At 60.3% G+C, this 16,968-nt stretch carries 16 protein-coding genes; 8 read left to right on the top strand and 8 right to left on the bottom strand.

All coding sequences use genetic code 11. The annotated features are described in order from the left end of the window. Nucleotides 1-178: 178 nt before the first annotated feature. Complete coding sequence (locus tag AC4LE2_RS09925; protein WP_491825592.1) at nucleotides 179-1,423, bottom strand: glutamine amidotransferase-related protein; 1,245 nt, start codon at nucleotides 1,421-1,423, stop codon at nucleotides 179-181. Nucleotides 1,424-2,404: 981 nt separating this feature from the next. Between AC4LE2_RS09925 and AC4LE2_RS09920 the strand changes: the two genes are divergently transcribed. Further along, nucleotides 2,405-3,631: a tyrosine-type recombinase/integrase gene (locus tag AC4LE2_RS09920; RefSeq protein ID WP_491828107.1), complete on the top strand. Its 1,227-nt coding sequence runs from the start codon at nucleotides 2,405-2,407 to the stop codon at nucleotides 3,629-3,631. A 16-nt stretch (nucleotides 3,632-3,647) separates the two neighbouring features. Here AC4LE2_RS09920 and AC4LE2_RS09915 read toward each other — a convergent pair whose 3' ends face one another. Beyond that, a complete protein-coding gene (locus tag AC4LE2_RS09915; RefSeq protein ID WP_491825591.1) occupies nucleotides 3,648-3,782 on the bottom strand; it encodes a hypothetical protein in 135 nt (44 codons plus the stop codon). Between the two features lie 538 nt (nucleotides 3,783-4,320). Here AC4LE2_RS09915 and yghU point away from each other — a divergent pair. Continuing rightward, nucleotides 4,321-5,157, top strand: coding sequence for a glutathione-dependent disulfide-bond oxidoreductase (gene yghU, locus AC4LE2_RS09910; RefSeq protein ID WP_491825590.1), 837 nt, complete (start codon nucleotides 4,321-4,323; stop codon nucleotides 5,155-5,157). After that, entirely contained in the window at nucleotides 5,157-5,465 is a 309-nt protein-coding gene (locus tag AC4LE2_RS09905) for a DUF2845 domain-containing protein (RefSeq protein ID WP_491825589.1), read from the top strand. The genes yghU and AC4LE2_RS09905 overlap by 1 nt, the downstream gene beginning before the upstream one ends. 69 nt (nucleotides 5,466-5,534) lie before the next feature. Here the strand turns inward: AC4LE2_RS09905 and AC4LE2_RS09900 are convergent, their stop codons facing one another. Then, complete coding sequence (locus AC4LE2_RS09900) at nucleotides 5,535-6,311, bottom strand: substrate-binding domain-containing protein (RefSeq protein WP_491825588.1); 777 nt, start codon at nucleotides 6,309-6,311, stop codon at nucleotides 5,535-5,537. Nucleotides 6,312-6,495: 184 nt separating this feature from the next. On the opposite strand from AC4LE2_RS09900, the gene AC4LE2_RS09895 reads away from it, so the two are divergent. After that, a complete protein-coding gene (locus tag AC4LE2_RS09895; RefSeq protein WP_491825587.1) occupies nucleotides 6,496-6,720 on the top strand; it encodes a hypothetical protein in 225 nt (74 codons plus the stop codon). Between the two features lie 185 nt (nucleotides 6,721-6,905). Here the strand turns inward: AC4LE2_RS09895 and araD1 are convergent, their stop codons facing one another. From araD1 to AC4LE2_RS09870, 5 genes are read right to left on the bottom strand one after another with little or no spacing between them, the layout of a single operon-like run. Then, entirely contained in the window at nucleotides 6,906-7,901 is a 996-nt protein-coding gene (gene araD1, locus AC4LE2_RS09890) for an AraD1 family protein (protein ID WP_491825586.1), read from the bottom strand. 30 nt (nucleotides 7,902-7,931) lie between these two features. Then, on the bottom strand, nucleotides 7,932-9,107 hold the full coding sequence (locus AC4LE2_RS09885) for an L-rhamnonate dehydratase (protein WP_491825585.1): 1,176 nt from the start codon (nucleotides 9,105-9,107) through the stop codon (nucleotides 7,932-7,934). Between the two features lie 28 nt (nucleotides 9,108-9,135). Further along, a complete protein-coding gene (locus AC4LE2_RS09880; protein ID WP_491825584.1) occupies nucleotides 9,136-10,140 on the bottom strand; it encodes a 4-hydroxythreonine-4-phosphate dehydrogenase PdxA in 1,005 nt (334 codons plus the stop codon). Continuing rightward, the gene (locus AC4LE2_RS09875) at nucleotides 10,137-11,087 is read right to left on the bottom strand and encodes an amidohydrolase family protein (protein WP_491825583.1); all 951 of its coding nucleotides are present in this window, start codon (nucleotides 11,085-11,087) and stop codon (nucleotides 10,137-10,139) included. The genes AC4LE2_RS09880 and AC4LE2_RS09875 overlap by 4 nt, the downstream gene beginning before the upstream one ends. Continuing rightward, nucleotides 11,080-12,456 carry an MFS transporter gene (locus tag AC4LE2_RS09870; RefSeq protein WP_491825582.1) on the bottom strand — a complete coding sequence of 459 codons (1,377 nt, stop codon included), beginning with the start codon at nucleotides 12,454-12,456 and terminating at the stop codon, nucleotides 11,080-11,082. The genes AC4LE2_RS09875 and AC4LE2_RS09870 overlap by 8 nt, the downstream gene beginning before the upstream one ends. 304 nt (nucleotides 12,457-12,760) lie before the next feature. Between AC4LE2_RS09870 and AC4LE2_RS09865 the strand changes: the two genes are divergently transcribed. From AC4LE2_RS09865 to AC4LE2_RS09850, 4 genes are all read left to right on the top strand, one after another. Next, a complete protein-coding gene (locus tag AC4LE2_RS09865; protein WP_491825581.1) occupies nucleotides 12,761-13,777 on the top strand; it encodes a tripartite tricarboxylate transporter substrate binding protein in 1,017 nt (338 codons plus the stop codon). A gap of 53 nt (nucleotides 13,778-13,830) precedes the next feature. Then, nucleotides 13,831-14,364 (top strand): tripartite tricarboxylate transporter TctB family protein, encoded by a 534-nt coding sequence (locus tag AC4LE2_RS09860; protein ID WP_491825580.1) that lies wholly within the window; start codon nucleotides 13,831-13,833, stop codon nucleotides 14,362-14,364. Continuing rightward, nucleotides 14,361-15,887, top strand: coding sequence for a tripartite tricarboxylate transporter permease (locus tag AC4LE2_RS09855; protein ID WP_491825579.1), 1,527 nt, complete (start codon nucleotides 14,361-14,363; stop codon nucleotides 15,885-15,887). Before AC4LE2_RS09860 ends, AC4LE2_RS09855 begins: the two co-directional genes overlap by 4 nt. Nucleotides 15,888-15,959: 72 nt before the next feature. Next, complete coding sequence (locus AC4LE2_RS09850; protein ID WP_491828106.1) at nucleotides 15,960-16,895, top strand: LysR family transcriptional regulator; 936 nt, start codon at nucleotides 15,960-15,962, stop codon at nucleotides 16,893-16,895. The last annotated feature ends 73 nt before the right edge of the window (nucleotides 16,896-16,968 follow it).

Below are 16,968 nucleotides of genomic sequence, written 5' to 3'. Positions count from 1 at the left end.
CACTAAATGAAGCATTTAGTACAAAAATTTCAAGACCCAAAATAGAGCCTTATCAAGGGACGAATGCCCTAGAGTGGGGCAATTTTTGACAATTTAGGCGTTAGTAGCGGGTTATTACGGGCACCAAACCGATGCTAGGGAGGATGGAGCAATATCCATTCCAAGTATTAACTGTTGCCTATTGTACAATTCGCCCTACTTCACTCTTCTCTCCTTTAGCCACCTTTCTAGAGCCTTGCGCGAAGTTTTTGGCCGCCATGACGAATGCGGCTATCAATGGGTGCGGCCGCCCTTGGCGCGAGGATTGCTCTGGATGCCCCTGCATGCCGCGAAAGAAAGGATGCGCGCGAACATCTATAGCGTCGGCGATGAGGCCTGACTCGTCCGTTGCGGTGACTTGCATGCCGCCGTCGCTCAAGGCATGAATAAGCTGCGGATTCAAAAAATAGCGATGATTGCAGCGCAGTCGCGTCTCTGCCCCGAGCAGCATTGCTAAGTCAGGGGCAGTGATTCGCAGTTGCCGGTCGCCCAGCCGGTGTGTCGGCAATTGCGGATAGGGTGCCATGGCTACGAAACTCTTGATCGGCACTGCCGGATCGAGTTCCTCAAGATTGGCAGGAATGCCCAATGTCTGCGCAAATGCCGTAGCCATACTTTGCATGCCAAGGCACAGGCCGAGTACCGGAATACCTTGTGCTAGGCCATAGTGCGCTGCGCGCAATTGGCCTGGTACGTTGGCCATGTCCGAACCGCCGGGGAGCACGATACCGTCGACGCCTTCCAGCGCTGCACGCTGGAACGATTGGGCATCGATACACCGAACTGCCACATCACCACCGCATGCCTCTATCGCATCACCCAGTGCCGCTAACGCGGCAGGATAGACGGTAAGGTGCTCATGGGCAGTGCCCAGCAAGGCGAGGGTGTAGGAGGGGGGCTGCGCAGAATGGCGCAGGCCCGCTTGGAAACGACCGAAGGCGTCCCGGTGCCACAGGCCAAACTGTAGGTAATCGATATCCTGCGCGATGCAGAGTTCGCCATCAGCCTGTTGCTTGACTGTTAATTGACGCACTTGGATGTCTCGCTGAGCAGCACTGGCCATGAGCTGCTTTAACTCGCTATCAAGGTTTATACCGGGATGCCAGGCAAGAACAGTCACTTGCTGTGCGCTAGCGTCCATTATCTCGTCGATAGTGCTTGGCGCACTCACACTCTGGCTGGTCAGCCGTTCATACCAAACCAGGCCGCTGGGCACCAGGTGGCCGTCAGCGCTGACCCATTGCGCGGCGTCCGCATCTGCCCAGAGGTGGTGACGGTGAGGCAGGTAGCAAAGACGGCCACCGACGGTATACGCGACCGCGGCTGCCATGGCACCGAACAGTGCAGGCTCAGCGGCGGTGTGAGAGACAAGTATGAGGGGCATCAGTGCATTCCAAAGCGTTGATTGGTTTTGTTGTACAAGAAAAACCAATGCATGCACAGAGTTGATTACGAAAGGAGAGACATAAACACTGTATTTAACATAATGTGCATTATAGGTAACAAGATATTACAGTAAGCCAGCCTGGCATAGGGCGCGTTTCATTAGGGGTCGCACCTGTCACAAGCCACCCCCAACCCTACACAACCATACCGTAGTGCCGGTGAATCGTAGACTAGACAGCAACAGGCTCTTCTGATGATGCTCCTGGGCTTGTGCCAGATAGCCCATCCATCACTGTAGCCATCGTAGCCCAAAGTCCAAGGACACCTGCAGCAACGAGTTTGGTCCGCAGCTCAGCACCGCTAAGCATGGGGCCCCTGCACCCATAACGCTGTGCCACATTGCAGGCAGCCAGTAACGTGGCAACCTGCCGATCACCACCTGCGAGCCCTCACTGAGGCTGCCGGGTTTAAATAGCGCTAGCCCGTTTGCGCTTGTAACCCTGCGCAAGCCAGGCTTGCTCTGTAACCCCGATGTACTTGGCGAACCGCATCATTCACACATAGCCGCTAGTGTTTCTTGGTACTGGGCCAGGCCATAATGCCCAGCACGGTATGCCGTGCATTGCCAGGCCCGACCTGGGCGGTCCGACCTACGAGGCCTGATCACCCTGTACCCATCCGACGTCGAACCAGCAGCCCACTTGAATCACATCATTCAGGCCAACCTTCCTTTGGTTAACCTCTTCCCCTGTTTACTCGCTTTGCTTTTAACGGCCTGTTTGTCACTGAAGATTTTAAGTCGATTTGTGTACGTTTATTTACCTATGCAATATCCGATAACCGCCAGACCTGGATATTGCTTATTGCAATAATTTAACGCACCCTTACCTTCTTGAAGCTATTCAGTTGAGTGGTTATCGTGCGCCCGCATCCCTTATTCGAGACCTACGATCGTTTTCTGGACCTGCATTTTCGAGGTATGAGCGGCGAGCTTCCGGCTGTCGTCAGTTACCTCGACACCTGCCCTGCTTCCACGCAGCCCTTGGAGGGTTATCAGGCGGTACGAGGCTTCTTGAAGTCGTACGCTGGTAATGAAGCCACCTTTACGTCTTATCGCACCCATGTTGAGCGGCTGTTGTTGTGGGCACTGGCCGTGGCGGGCAAACCGCTGCTGGCCTTGAAACGCCGCGATGCCGAGGCGTTTATGGAGTTTTGCCTTAACCCCCCTTCTGACTGGGTAGGCCCTGTAGTGAAGTCGCGGTTCTTAAGGGAAGGTGGCCGTAAACAGTTGGAATCCGATACCTACCGGGTTAACCCGATGTGGCGACCCTTCACCGTTACCATTGCGAAACGTGAACGCAAGATTGCTGAAGAGACGCTGCAACCCCTACCCCCGCCGGCGTACAAGATGAGCCAGGGATCAGTGGCGCAGGTGTTTGCTGTGTGCGGCAGCTTTTATCAGCATGCCATTGATGAGGGCCTAACCGAGGTCAACCCCTTCCGCGCAGTGAAGCAAAAGTCGGTGTATAAGCAGCGGAACACCGTTGACGTGGCCTCACGTTCCCTCACTCAGTTGCAGTGGACGTTCGTAATCGAAACAGCGGAAGTCATGGCATTTGAGGCGCAGGAACACGAGCGCACGCTCTTTATAGTGGCAACGCTGTATTCCATGTACTTGCGGATTTCAGACTTGGTGGGCCGTGATAACTGGGCGCCAAGCATGGGGGACTTTCGCCGGGATAGCCGTGGGAATTGGTGGTTCCATGTAGTCGGCAAAGGCAACAAGGCGGCCAAGATCAGCGTGCGCGATGATTATGTGAATACGTACTTGGTGCGTTACCGGCAGTCTCGTCACCTGTCTGCCCTACCCTCGCCTCACGAAAAGCTGCCACTACTGACATCGCTAAAAGGCCGGGCCGGCCTGTCCGACCGGCATGTCCGCCTATTACTGCAGGAAGTGTTCGATCGATCGCTTCAGCGCATGAAGAGAGAAGCATGGACTGACGACGAGATCGATCAGCTACGCTCGGCATCGCTGCACTGGCTGCGGCATACCTCTGCAACGTTCGACGCTGCTCACCGCGAGATGAGAGATTTGCAGGCTGACCTGCGTCACGAGAGCCTCAGTACTACCCAAAATACCTACTACAACTCCCTGGACGAACAGCGTTCGCATTCCGTCAAGGACCTCAAGGTTAAACGCTAGTGCCCATACGCCCGTGTCATTCGACCATGCACACCCAGCGGTGGTTGTGGCGATAAGGCGCACGGGTAAAATGGATATCAGACACAAGCTTCATGCCTTTTTGTTGGAGCACAAAGGTCAGTTGCTCAAGGGTGTCGGCTTCTATGGTCATGGCGGCTATCTCTACAAATGTTAGACAAGGGCTGTGCAAGGCTTTTACAAATAGCCCGTATACCTACTTGACTGCCCACATTTGAGGGTAATTCCCTGATCAAGATCAAAATGCCGCTCCTGCCAGACGAGCGGATCTTTGTCAATAGTTCAATGCGCCGTTGCGTTTCTATACTGGCAAGGGGTAAAGCCGGTTAACCCATTGAACTACTTGGAAAAAGCGCTGCGTTCCGTGTAGCCGCATTGGAGCGCGACCTCAATGAAAGGCAATAGAATGCACGGCGGGGCAGTGCTGGTCTTCGGTCATCAGCACGTGGGCATTACCCAAGCCGCTATTACCGCAGACCCCATCACCGAATGCGCCATGCCCCCTGCCCCGGCATCCCCTTGCCCCCTAGAGCACCTTACGGGTTGGGGCGGTCCCACCTACCCCTTTGAACGCTCTTACATAATGACAATCTATTCTCCACAAACGCGGTGAGGCCGATGCGTCGCGCCGCTACACTGTCGTGGCTATCAACTATTGGAAGGCTTTGCCCATGAGTGACTCCGCTTACGTCCCCCCCAAGGTCTGGAAACACGAGGAACCCTCCGGCGGCAAGTTCGCCACCACCAATCGTCCAGTAGCCGGCCCTACCCATGAGAAAACGTTGCCCGTAGGTGAGCACCCGCTGCAGCTGTACTCCCTGGCCACCCCCAACGGTGTAAAGGTCACGGTCATGCTCGAAGAACTGTTGGCGCTTGGGCATGACGCTGAGTACGACGCCTGGCCCATTCGTATTTCCGACGGCGACCAGTTTTCCAGCGGCTTTGTGGCGGTGAACCCGAACTCGAAGATCCCGGCCCTGATGGACCATAGCGGCAGCAAGCCGCTTCGAGTGTTCGAATCCGGGTCGATTCTGCTGTACCTGGCCGAGAAGTTTGGCGCTCTGCTTTCGAAAGATCCGGCCGCGCGCACCGAAACCCTGAACTGGCTGTTCTGGCAGATGGGCGCAGGCCCTTACCTGGGCGGTGGCTTTGGGCACTTCTATGCATATGCCCCGGAAAAACTAAAGTACCCCATCGACCGTTTTACGATGGAGGCCAAGCGCCAACTGGACGTGCTTGAGCGCCGCCTCGCCGAGCAGGCCTACCTGGGTGGCAGCGAGTACAGCATCGCCGACATCGCCGTCTGGCCCTGGTATGGCGAACTGGTGCGCGGCAACCTTTACGGGGCGGCCGAGTTTCTGTCGGTGCAGGAGTACCCCCACGTACAGCGCTGGGCCAACCAGATCGCCGAGCGCCCTGCCGTCAAGCGTGGCCGTCGGGTGAACCGCACCTGGGGCGAAGACAGCGAACAATTGGCCGAACGCCACCAAGCCAGTGACCTGGACTGATGAAGGCTTACCTGGGAGGGATGATGGGCGTGCTGTTGCTAACCGGCTGCCTGTCGGCCCAGGCCAGCGATACCCTGCGCTGCAACAGCACGATCGTGTCGGTGCGCGACAACATGACCACCGTGCTGCGCAAATGCGGTGAGCCCACAGGGCGCGGGCCAGTCAGCTACATTCGCGACCGCGACACGCGCGGCCGACGCGCCACCGTGCCAGTAGAACAGTGGACCTACGGCCCCACTAATGGCATGTACCACTACCTACGGTTCGAAGGTGAGCGGCTGGTCGACATTCGAAGCGAACGGGGCTGAGCCTTTTCTGCCCCTGGGCACAAGCTGTTACGCAAGGTGGGCCTGATTACGCGCCGGCGGGTCAGGCAGTCACTGAGCTACCGAGTCCAGCCCCGTGGCCTGCACCTGCCCTTGCACAGAGGGCGACGCCATGTACTCAAGCAGTGCCTTGGCTTCCTTGGGGTGCTGGGCGTTACGCGGGATGCCTGCGGCAAACCGCGTAACCGACTGCACGTCTTCAGGAATCTTGCCTGCGAAGGTAATGCCCGGCACCGGCAACAGTTCGGCCACCTGCTGGAAGCCCACCTCGTAATCCCCCTTAGCGACCACCGAGCCCACGGGGATGCGCTCAATCATCTTGCTCTTGGGCAATAGCTGCCCCTCAATGCCCAGCTTTTTGAACAGCTCTTTCTCCACGTACACGCCACTGGCACTGTCGGAGTAGGCTACCGATTTTGCGTTGAGCAGCACCTGTTTGAGCGCGGCATCATCCTTGATCGCAGGCACGGCAGCCCCGTCCTTCACCACCATGCCGATGCGCGAATCGGCAAGCTCCACGCGGCTGGCCGGGTCCACCACCCCTTGCTTGATCAGTTCATCCAGGGCGTAGCCCACCATGATCACCACGTCGGCCTGTTCGCCACGGGCCAGGCGGTTGGGAATGGCCTGGGGCGCCTTGCCCATGGACGGGCCCGGGATGGTAGTGAGGGTATCGCCATGGTCCTTTGCAAACTGCGGGCCCAAACGCTCATAGGCCGCATTGAAGCCTCCGGAAATCATCACATTAAGCGTTTCGGCCTGGGCCGCGCCGAAGGTGGCGCCGCTCAGCGCCAAGGCAACAAAAGCGTGTTTGCAGACAGTATTCATCAGAGGGTTCCTTTTTTATTCGGGGGTATAAGAGAAGCGAGCTCATGACGGCGGAGAACCAATGGATTGTGCGTGACACCTCTTGAAACGATAAGGCTAATTTTGCATTGATTGAAGCATGACAGTTATCAATTAGCCCCTCCTAGCACGGCTCCAGCACACAAAGCCAGCACGTTCAGGTCGAGTGAACCAAGGGTCGGTCGAGGACCATTCCATCAAGGTGCGTGAAGGCGACAACGTGAAGGTGCTGCTCAAGGACAAGGACATGCGCTGGCCAGACACCTTCATCCAAGGCCCAGACGGCACCGTCTACGTGACAGACTCACGTATTCCGGACATGAGTTTCTTCGATCCCAAGCAAGGCCCGGCGCTGAAAACCACGCTGTTCAAAATCGTTAAAGACGATTGAATCTCATGTAGGAGCCAACGGCAGTTGGCGAAGATGTCCGCCAACGCTTTCGCCAACTGGCGTTGGACACCTACAGAGGCTGGCTCGTTACCCCCTTACACCCTGTAGCAGCCCGGCTTCCCGGCGACCGGCTTCCCGGCGACCGGCTTTACCACCAAGGTAACGCCGGTCGCAAAACACTAACGTCAGAGCCCTTTCACCGCCCCGCTCTCCAGCACCCTGGCCCCTTCCCCTACCTCGTTTTCCAAGGGCGCCCCGAACCCTTCCAGGCTGATATGAAAGCGGTCACCTGGCTGAGTCTTTACACCGTCGGCAAAGGACAAGGTGGCGGTGCCGAAGTAATGGATGTGCACATCCCCGGGCCTCAGAAACTGGGCGTACTTGAAGTGGTGGTATTCAAGGTTGGCCAGGCTGTGGCACATGTTGCCTTCGCCACTAAGAAACGGCTGCTCCCATAACGTCTCGCCGCCTCGCGTGATACGGCTGGTGCCTTCCAGGTGCTCGGGCAGAGGCCCTACCCGCAGCTCCGGCCCATAAGCGCAGTACCTGAGTTTGGAATGAGCCAGGTACAGGTAATTGCGGCGTTCCATTACATGATCGGAAAACTCATTGCCCACCGCATAGCCCAAGCGGTAAGGCTTGCCATCGTCACCGATCACATACAGCCCTGTAAGCTCAGGCTCCTCCCCGGCATCTTCAGCGAAGCGGGGCACCGGGAAGTGGCCGCCTGGGCGCACCACGATGCTGCCGTCGCCCTTATAAAACCACTCCGGTTGCGCGCCCACCTGCCCTGGTTCAGGCTTGCCGCCCTCCACCCCCCACGTGAACATCTTCAGGGTGTCAGTCATGGCCGCTTCAGCCTGCTGGCCCTGCTGGTGCATCGTGTCCCTGGCCGCGGCACTGCCCAGGTGCGTAAGCCCCGTGCCGCTTACCAGGCAGTGCGCCGGGTCTTCATGGTCCAGCGGCGGCAGTACCTGCCCTGCGGCCAGTAGCTGCGCGTAGTCAGGGCCTGGATCAGTGCCGCGCAGGGCAACTTCTTCGGCAAGGCTGCGCCCGGCGGCGATGGCCACCAGGGCCAATTGCCGAGTAGACAGCGTCACGCGCACCACCTGCACCTGCTCGCCGTCCACAACACCCACCTGGCGCCGCCCGGCTGGGCTTTCGAATTGAATCAGGCGCATGACGCCCCTCCCCTCAGGTTAAGCCGCAGCCTATTCAATGATATTGAACTCGCTCAGGTATTCATCGGACACCTCAAGGCCCAGGCCAGGGAGGTTGTCGTCCAGTTGCAGGTAGCCGTTCACCGGTTGCGGCTCGCCCTTGAACACGTAATAGAACAGCTCGTTACCTACCTCCACGTCGAATACGGGGAAGAACTCGGCCATGGGCGACGCGGTGCTGGCCATGGTCAGGTGGTAGTTGTGCATCTGCCCGGCGTGAGGGATGACTGGCACTGACCAGGCTTCGGCCATGGCGTTGATCTTGCGCGCCGCAGTAATGCCGCCCACCCGGTTGGTGTCGTACTGAATCACGTCCACCGCCCGGCGCTCGAGCAAGTCCTTGAAGCCGTAAGACGTAAACTCGTGCTCACCACCCGAGAGGGGCATGAGGCCCATTTTCTTAAGCTCCACGTAGCCTTCCAGGTCGTCGGCAATCACCGGCTCTTCCAGCCAGCGCGGCTCGAACTCCGCCAGCTTGGGCAACATGCGCCGGGCGTACTCCAGCGTCCAGCCCATGTAGCATTCGAGCATGATGTCCACGTCTGGCCCTGCCAGGTTACGCAGGGCACGCACCTGCTCGATGTTCTTGCGCATCCCCGCCGGCCCGTCCTTGGGGCCATAGCCAAAGCGCATCTTCAGCGCAGTAAAGCCCTGGTTCAGATAACCCTGGGCTTCTTCAAGGAACAGGTCCAGGTTGTCATTGGCGTACAGCTTGGAGGCGTAGGTCCAGATTTTCTCCTTGGTGCGCCCGCCCAGCAGCTTGAATACCGGTTTGTTGACGGCCTTGCCCATCAGGTCCCACACGGCAATGTCGATGGCCGAGATAGCCGCCATGCCAATGCCTTTGCGGCCCCAGGCGTGGCTTTGGCGGTACATCTTTTGCCAGATGTACTCGTTGTCGAAGGGGTCTTCGCCAATGGCAATAGGGGCCAGGTAGGTATCGATGATCTGCTTGGCGATGCGCGGGGCTAGCGCACAGTTACCAATGCCTACCAGCCCATTGTCAGTCTCGACCTCCACTACCAGCCAGCCGTGGAAGCGGAACGAACCCATGGCGTCGCCGCGCTCGAACAGGATGTCGCTGGCATTGGTGCAAAAGTGCGCCTGAGGGGGCACCACCTTGCCTTTCCACTCGAACACACGGGTACGGATCGCTGTTATTTTCATGAGGGTTTCCTTGCCAATGCACTGACGGTTAAAGGTTGCTCTGGCCCATGCGGCAGGCAATTTCAAAGGCTTGGCGCATGGCACCGACATTCGCTTTGCCTTGCCCGGCGATGTCGAAGGCCGTGCCGTGGGCGGGCGTGGTAATGGGAATGGGCAAGCCGCCCTGCACCGTCACGCCACGGGAAAAGCCCATGAGCTTTATCGCGATCTGGCCCTGGTCGTGGTACATGGTCACCACGGCATCGAAGGCGCGGGCGTCACCCTGCACCTTCAAAAAGATCGTGTCTGCCGGGTATGGCCCTTCGGCCTGCATGCCCTGGGCCTGGGCGGTTTTTACCGCTGGGCCGATGATGTCCAGCTCTTCCCGGCCGAAGGAGCCGTTGTCGCCATTGTGCGGGTTCAGGCCGCACACCCCGATACGCGGCGCGGCCAGCCCGTTACGCTTGAGGGCCGTGTCGATCAGGCGAATCGCTTCTACCACCCGCTGCTGGCTGAGCAGACCGGGCACCTCGGCCAGGGCCACGTGGGAGGTCACACGGGAGGTCCAGAGGTTATCCAGCACGTTGAATTCACAGAACGCCCCGTCGAACCCCAACAGCTCTGCGAACCAATGCAGTTCGTCGTTATGGGCCATGCCGGCCATGTGCAGAGAGGTTTTATTGAGCGGGCCAAAGAGCACGGCGTTGGTGGTCTTCGCCGCCGTCAGCTCAACCGCCACCTTCAGCGTCTGCAGGCTGTACTGGCCACCCACTGCGCTGGCCTGAGCGCGCACGAACTCAGCTTCGGCGCTGCCCCAGGGGTTGTACAACAGCGGGACATCATCCTCGAAGCTCAGCCCGTCCAGGGTCTCGATCACCTTGTAGGGGAAGCGCAGGCCGGCGATGTCCATGCCACGCTGGGCCTCGGCTTCGTCCCCGATCAACAGCACCCTGGCCTGCTGGCGCACCTCAGGCTCGGCCAATAGCCGCGCGACCAGTTCCGGGCCTATGCCGGCCGGGTCGCCCAGCACCATAGCGATTTTACTTGCGTTCATGCCTTGCTCCTTGTGTCCACTGACTGCGCCACAGCCGCCGGCTCGCACCGGTAAATGCGCTGGGCGTTGCTGTAAAAAAGCCGCGCCTGCTCTAGCTGGGGCAGGTCGCGGACAATCTGTTTGAAGCCGCTATAAATGTCGTCGAAGGTGCCGCACAGGCTGTCCACGGGGAAGTTGCTGCCAAACATCACCCGCTCGCTGCCAAACAAGGCGATTACGCTGCGCACGATCCAGGCATTGGCCGCGGCCTGCCAGGCGCTACCCCGTTGGCCAAGGCCTGAGATTTTCACCCTCACATTAGGGTGCTCGGCAAACTGGGCCATCGCCTGGCGCCACCCGGCCAAGCCCGCCTTGCTGCGGTCCGAAGGCAGGCCGGCGTGGTTGAGAATCAGCGTGGTGTTGGGGAAGTCTCGGGCCAGCCGGCCGGCTTCGGCGAGGTTCCACCAAGGCGTCTGCAGGTCGAAGTGCAGCCCTAATGCTTCCAGGCAGGCATAACCACGCCGCCACGGCTCGGTGCTCATCAGGCTGTGCTCGCGGCCTACCTCCACTGGCGTGCTCGGCCCGCCCGGCTTGTGCCGAACGCTGCGCACCAGGGCAAAGCCTGCCTGCTCCGCCAACAGGGCCTGGGCGTCCGGGGCATCGAGCCAGGCTTGAGCGACCACTGCATTGGGGAATCCGTACTGCGCCGCAACCTGATGGATATAGCGGGTTTCGCCCACCGGGTCGGTCGGGTCCCATTCGGTTTCCACGTAGACGCTTTGCACCACCTGGTGTGTGCCTACGTCTGCCAGGTACTCAGGCGGCAGGTAGCGCCGTTTGAGGGCTGAGTAGTCCCCATAGCGGAACGGAATGTTTGCACCTTCCGCCAACCAGGGGTGCAGGTTCACGCGAGGGTCCCAGAAATGATGGTGGGCATCGACCACCGGCCCGCTCCAGCACTCAGACATGATCGGCTCCTGGCGTGCTATCCAACGGGGTGCCGTCCAAACTGATCAGCAGTGTGGCCAGTACGAACAGCGCTGCGCACAGGGCGAAAAACCCCAGCACCGCGCCGAAGCCGCCAAAGAATTGCACGATCAGCCCCACCAGGATGGGCACGAAGATCCCGCCAATACTCCCGGCCAGGTTCATCACCCCACCGATCAGGCCCACCCGTGCGGGAGCCGCCAACAGCGCCGGGAAGCTCCAGTACAGGCTGCCCCACATCAGGAAGAACGCCGTGACCGCGAGCACGCCCACGGCGGCAACCGGATCGGAAAGGCGCGGCAACAGCAGCAACGCGCCCAGTGCGATGATGCCAGAGAACGCCAGCAAGCCTTTGACCGCCAACCCCCGGCGCACGCCCTTGCGAATCAACCCATCACATAAAAAGCCACCGGTCAGCGAGCCCACCGAGCCGCAGATGAAAATCACGAAGGTGGCGAAACCGATACCCTTGATATCGAAGCCCCTCGCCTGCGCCAGGTAGCTGGGGCCCCAGGTGAGCAGCCCGAAATACACCATCGCCCAGGTGGCACGTCCCACCAGCAGGCCGCTGAGCGAACGCCGGGCAATGCCAAGGCCCTTGACCTTCGCCCGGGCAGCCGCCGCCGCAGGTGTTTCGCGCCCGGCATTGATCTTGTCAAGTTCGGCGCCGTTGACCTGCGGATGCTGCGCCGGGTCATCGCGCAAGTAACGCCAGGACACCAGGCCCAAGGCCAGGGTCGCGATACCGGCGACCACGAAGGCGGTGCGCCACGAGTCCAGGGACACAATCAGCCACGCGATGATCAAGCCACCCAGCGCCACGCCCAGCGGGCTGCCGCTGTCCATCATCACAGCGCCCCGGCTACGCTCGTTGGGTGCCATCCAGAGGGAAATCAACTTGCCACCTGACGGAAACAAAGGCGCTTCCGCAGCGCCGAGGAACATCCGCGCAAATAGCAGCGAAATGCCCCCGGTGGCTAACCCTGCCACCACCTGGAATGCGCCCCACAAGCCTGTGGACCAGGTAATCACCCGGCGTGGCCCAAAGCGGTCGATCAACCAACCGCCGGGAATTTGTAACAGTGCATAGGCCCAGAAGAAGCTGCTCAGGATCAACCCCTGCATCGCAGGCGAAAGGCTGAACTCCTTAGCGATGGTAGGCATGGCGATAGACAGCGACACCCGGTCAATGAGGTTGACCATGGTCAGTAAGAAGACAATGGCGAAGATGCGCCAACGCACGGAAGTGGCACGGCCTGTATGGGCACGGCCTGTAGTGCTGCTGGCCAGGGGCATCGGTTGAGCGTGTGCCGCACTGGGTACCTGGGCAGTGCCATCAAGCCTGGCCATGGAGGGTCCTCTGCATTGTTGTTTTTATGATCGGCGTGGCGTTTGTGCCCTGCCGTGATGCGCACTATCGAAGCCTGAGCGATAACCGTCCAATCAAACCTGGTGATAGACCGATACCCCATGGTTATTGGTAACAGCCCGTGCCCCGGCAACGCAGCGTTCGGCCACTGCGGCCGGTAGCGATAACCTCAGGCTATCGCTATATGCGATGTTTTGAGTGGACGTGGCATAGCAACTTTCCCACACTCGGCCGCAGGGCTGGTTCAACCAGCGCCCTCACATAACTACAACAATGAGGACACCCATGCGAATCCCTTCCTTGCGCCACGCTGGCCGCCTGCTAGCCGGTACTACCCTATTGGCCGTCGCCGCGCTGCCCACCCTGGCACTGGCGGCCTGGCAGCCGGACAAGAACCTGGAAATCGTGGTCGCGGGCGGCCCTGGCGGCGGTACCGACCAACTGGGCCGGCTGATCCAGTCCATTATCAGTACCCACAAACTGTTGGACGTGAACACCGTGGTGCTGAACAAAGGCGGCGGTAACGGGGCCGAGGCGTTTCTGGACATGAAGGTGTCCAAAGGCGATGCCGACAAGCTGGTCATCGCCACCAATAACATTTACCTGCTGCCTCTGGTGTCCAAGCTGGGCTATGACTGGCAGGAGCTGACGCCCGTTGCGGCCGTGGCCGAAGATGACTTCATTCTCTGGACCTATAAAGACGCCCCCTGGCAGGACGCTAGAGGCTTCTACCAAGCCGCCAAAGCCGACCCCTCGGCCCTGCGCATGGGCGGCAGCCAGTCCAAAGACGTAGACCAGACCCTGACCCTGCTACTCAACCAGACCAACGACACCAAGCTGGTGTACATCCCCTTCAAAAGCGGCAGCGAAGCCGCCACGCAACTGGCGGGCAAACACATCGCCGCCAACGTGAATAACCCCGCCGAAAGCATCAGCCAGTGGCGAGGGGGCCAGGTCCAGCCGCTGTGCGTCTTCAGCCAGGCGCGGATGGCCTACACCGACAAAGTAGCGGGCGACAAGGCCTGGGCTGACGTGCCCACCTGCCATGAGGCGGGCCTGGGCGTGGACCAGTATCGTTTCCCGCGCACCGTCTTCATGCCGGGTCAGGTCACGCCGGAGCAGCGGGCTTTCTACACCGAGCTGATGCGCCAGGTGACGCAAACCCCTGAATACAAAGCCTACGTCACGCAAAACGCCTTAGTGCCTACCTTCCTTGAGGGAGACGCCCTCACCGCCTACATCCAGAAGGACATCACCCGCGTCACCCCGGTGTTCACGCAAGCGGGTTGGCTGCGTAACTGATTCCTATGGCTGCCGGCGCGCACACGCCGGGCAGCCCATTGCGGGAGGTGTGTATGGACAAGGCAGTGGCCGAAATGGCCCTGGTGGGCACTCGCTGGGTAGAGCTGGGCCTGGCGCTCTTCACGACCGGCATTGGCGCCGTGGTGATGTATGGCTCGGCCGAGCAAGGCATTGGCTGGGGCAGCTCAGGCCCGGACCCTGGGTATTTCCCGTTTTATATCGGCCTGCTGTTGGCCGTGGCCAGCGTGGCCAACGCGGCGCTCACCCTGTGGCGGTGGCAGCCATTGGCGGTGAGCTTTGTCAGCCGTGGTGCCTTCAGGCAGGTGGTGTCGGTGTTCGTGCCCATCGCCCTGTTCATCGCCGCCATGCCGTTTATAGGGCTCTACCTGGCCTCGATGGCGTTTATCGCCTGGTTCATGTGGCGTGACAAGGTGCGTGAAACACCCTATGGCCTGTGGATGATTGCCCTGGTGTCCGTGGGCGCGGTGACCGCCAGCTACCTAATCTTCGATCTATGGTTCAAGGTGCCGCTGCAGGCGGGGCCCCTGCGTGAGCTGATAGCCATGGCCGAGAGGGCACTGAAATGACGGAATTCGATTCGTTGCTCCAGGGCATGAACCTGATCCTTACCCCTGGGCACATCGGCCTGATGGTGGTGGGTGTATTGCTCGGCATTCTGGTGGGCGTGCTACCGGGGCTGGGTGCGCCAAACGGGGTGGCGTTGCTGCTGCCCATTACCTTCACGCTGTCACCGGTGTCGGCAATCATCCTGCTCTCGTGCATGTACTGGGGCGCACTGTTTGGCGGGTCCATCACCTCGATCCTGTTCAACATTCCCGGTGAGCCTTCCTCAGTGGCGACCACCTTCGATGGTTACCCCATGGCTCGTGAAGGCCGCGCCGCCGAAGCCCTGACCGCCGCCTTCTCCTCTGCGCTGATCGGCGCGCTGGCGGGGGTGCTGTTGTTGACCTTCTTGTCCACCCGTATCGCTGAATTCGCCATGACGTTCAGCTCGCCGGAGTTTTTCGCGGTGTACCTGTTGGCGTTCTGCACCTTCATTGGGATGAGCAAGAACCCGCCGCTTAAAACCCTGGTGGCCATGATGATCGGCTTTGCAATGGCTGCCGTGGGCATGGACACGGTGTCGGGCAACCTGCGGCTGACGTTCGACCAGCCGGTGCTGATGACAGGTATCAGCTTCGAGGTGGCGGTCATTGGGTTGTTCGGCATTGGTGAAATCCTCTGCACCGTGGAAGAAGGCCTGGTGTTCCGAGGCGAACACGCCCGCATTACCCCTATGGTCATCCTGCGTACCTGGGCCAAGCTGCCGCGCTATTGGGTCACCCTGGTGCGCAGCACCCTGGTGGGGTGCTGGATGGGCATCACCCCAGGCGGGCCCACGGCGGCGTCCTTCATGAGCTACAGCCTCGCCCGGCGATTCTCCAAGCGCCGCGATCACTTCGGCAAAGGTGAAATCGAAGGCGTAATCGCCCCAGAGACCGCTGACCACGCGGCAGGCACCAGCGCCTTGCTGCCTATGCTGACGTTGGGCATACCCGGCTCTGCCACCGCAGCGGTCATGCTGGGCGGGCTGATGATCTGGGGGCTGCACCCTGGGCCTACGTTGTTTACCGAGCAGCACGACTTCGTGTGGGGCTTGATCGCCAGCATGTACCTGGGCAACGTGGTCAGCCTGCTGGTAGTGCTGGCCACCGTGCCGCTGTTTGCGTCCATCCTGCGTATTCCGTTTAGCATCATTGCCCCGATCATCGTGATGGTCTGCGCCATTGGTGCCTACTCGGTTCACAACTCCATGTTCGACGTAGGCCTGATGCTGGCCTTCGGCGCCCTGGGCTACCTGTTCAAAAAACTGGGCTACCCCATTGCACCCCTCGTGTTGGCAGCGGTGTTGGGGGATAAGGCCGAGGACGCGTTCCGCCAGTCCATGCTGTTCTCCGATGGCCAGATGGGCATCTTCTGGAGCAACCCGCTGGTGGGCAGCCTCACTACGGCAGCGCTGCTGATGCTGTTCTGGCCGCTGATCTCGGGCGGGCTGGCGGCGTTGCTCAACCGACGCGGGCAGCGCAACGCCAAGCCCAAGGTGGTGTAAATGGCAACCCGCGCTGGTAATGGGTGGCGGTTCTTGGCAGGCTCGTCGCATTCTTTTCCGGAGGCCGAGCTGATGACCCGAATACCGCCTGCCAGCGTGATACACGGCCGCCTCCGCCTACGGCAGTTGCGGCTGATGCTGGCCCTGCAGGAACTGGGTTCGCTGCGCCGCGCCGCCGATCACATTGGCATGACCCAACCCGCTGCCACCAAAATGCTTCATGAAGCCGAAGACGTGCTCAAGGTAGAGCTGTTCGAGCGCTTGCCCCGGGGCATGCGCCCTACCCCCTTTGGCGAAACCGTTATCTACTACGCGCGTATGGTGTTCGCGGAGTTGACCGGCATGCGCGAAGAGCTGGTCGCACTCGAGTCCGGCAACCTGGGCCGGGTGGCCGTCGGGGCCATTCCGGCGCTCGCCTCCGGGCTGTTGACCCGCACCATCGCTAACCTCAAGCAGAGCCACCCGAGGCTGTCGATGAGCATCCAGGTGGACACCAGCGACGTGCTGGTGCAAGCGCTGCTACAGGAACAACTGGATGTGGTGTTGGGGCGTATCCCGGCCGGCGCTCGGGCCGAAGAGCTGTTGTTCGACAGCCTGGGCGAAGAAGCGCTATGCGTGATCGCTGGGGCGCAAAACCCGCTGGCCCATACCCAAGACCTAAGCTGGGCGGCCTTGCAACAGGAAACCTGGGTACTGCAACAACACCCCAGCCCCATGCGCGCGATCATCAATCAGGTGTTCCACGATGCCCGGGTGGACATTCCCAACAGCATCGTGGAAACCACCTCCATCATGACCCTGCTGTCGTTGGTGCAGCAGACCGACATGATCGGTGTAACCCCCTTGTCAGTAGTGGAGGACTACCCCGGCCGGCACCTGCTAGCGGTACTGCCCATTACCTTCGAGGCGCGCTTGCCGCCCTATGGGCTGATTACCCGCAGGCACCGCCTCCAAAGCTCCGCCATGCAGGCGTTCATGCAGTCGGTGAAGGCGCAGCAGTTGGGCTGATACGTAAGGGGGTAAAAGCTAGTTGTTGGTTGCTAACTAAGCACCTGATGGAACCCTCTACAAGTCAGGGGCC

The sequence above is a fragment of the Pseudomonas sp. 9.3L genome (genome assembly GCF_058536285.1).
Note: the sequence above shows the minus strand (reverse complement) of the source record. Positions and strands in the feature narration are given on the sequence as shown.

Coding starts and splice junctions, on each gene's coding strand:
- AC4LE2_RS09925 (WP_491825592.1), bottom strand. CDS start 1,423: ATGCCCCTCATACTTGTCTCTCACACCGCCGCTGAGCCTGCACTGTTC.
- AC4LE2_RS09920 (WP_491828107.1), top strand. CDS start 2,405: ATGAGCGGCGAGCTTCCGGCTGTCGTCAGTTACCTCGACACCTGCCCT.
- AC4LE2_RS09915 (WP_491825591.1), bottom strand. CDS start 3,782: ATGACCATAGAAGCCGACACCCTTGAGCAACTGACCTTTGTGCTCCAA.
- yghU (WP_491825590.1), top strand. CDS start 4,321: ATGAGTGACTCCGCTTACGTCCCCCCCAAGGTCTGGAAACACGAGGAA.
- AC4LE2_RS09905 (WP_491825589.1), top strand. CDS start 5,157: ATGAAGGCTTACCTGGGAGGGATGATGGGCGTGCTGTTGCTAACCGGC.
- AC4LE2_RS09900 (WP_491825588.1), bottom strand. CDS start 6,311: ATGAATACTGTCTGCAAACACGCTTTTGTTGCCTTGGCGCTGAGCGGC.
- araD1 (WP_491825586.1), bottom strand. CDS start 7,901: ATGCGCCTGATTCAATTCGAAAGCCCAGCCGGGCGGCGCCAGGTGGGT.
- AC4LE2_RS09885 (WP_491825585.1), bottom strand. CDS start 9,107: ATGAAAATAACAGCGATCCGTACCCGTGTGTTCGAGTGGAAAGGCAAG.
- AC4LE2_RS09880 (WP_491825584.1), bottom strand. CDS start 10,140: ATGAACGCAAGTAAAATCGCTATGGTGCTGGGCGACCCGGCCGGCATA.
- AC4LE2_RS09875 (WP_491825583.1), bottom strand. CDS start 11,087: ATGTCTGAGTGCTGGAGCGGGCCGGTGGTCGATGCCCACCATCATTTC.
- AC4LE2_RS09870 (WP_491825582.1), bottom strand. CDS start 12,456: ATGGCCAGGCTTGATGGCACTGCCCAGGTACCCAGTGCGGCACACGCT.
- AC4LE2_RS09865 (WP_491825581.1), top strand. CDS start 12,761: ATGCGAATCCCTTCCTTGCGCCACGCTGGCCGCCTGCTAGCCGGTACT.
- AC4LE2_RS09860 (WP_491825580.1), top strand. CDS start 13,831: ATGGACAAGGCAGTGGCCGAAATGGCCCTGGTGGGCACTCGCTGGGTA.
- AC4LE2_RS09855 (WP_491825579.1), top strand. CDS start 14,361: ATGACGGAATTCGATTCGTTGCTCCAGGGCATGAACCTGATCCTTACC.
- AC4LE2_RS09850 (WP_491828106.1), top strand. CDS start 15,960: ATGACCCGAATACCGCCTGCCAGCGTGATACACGGCCGCCTCCGCCTA.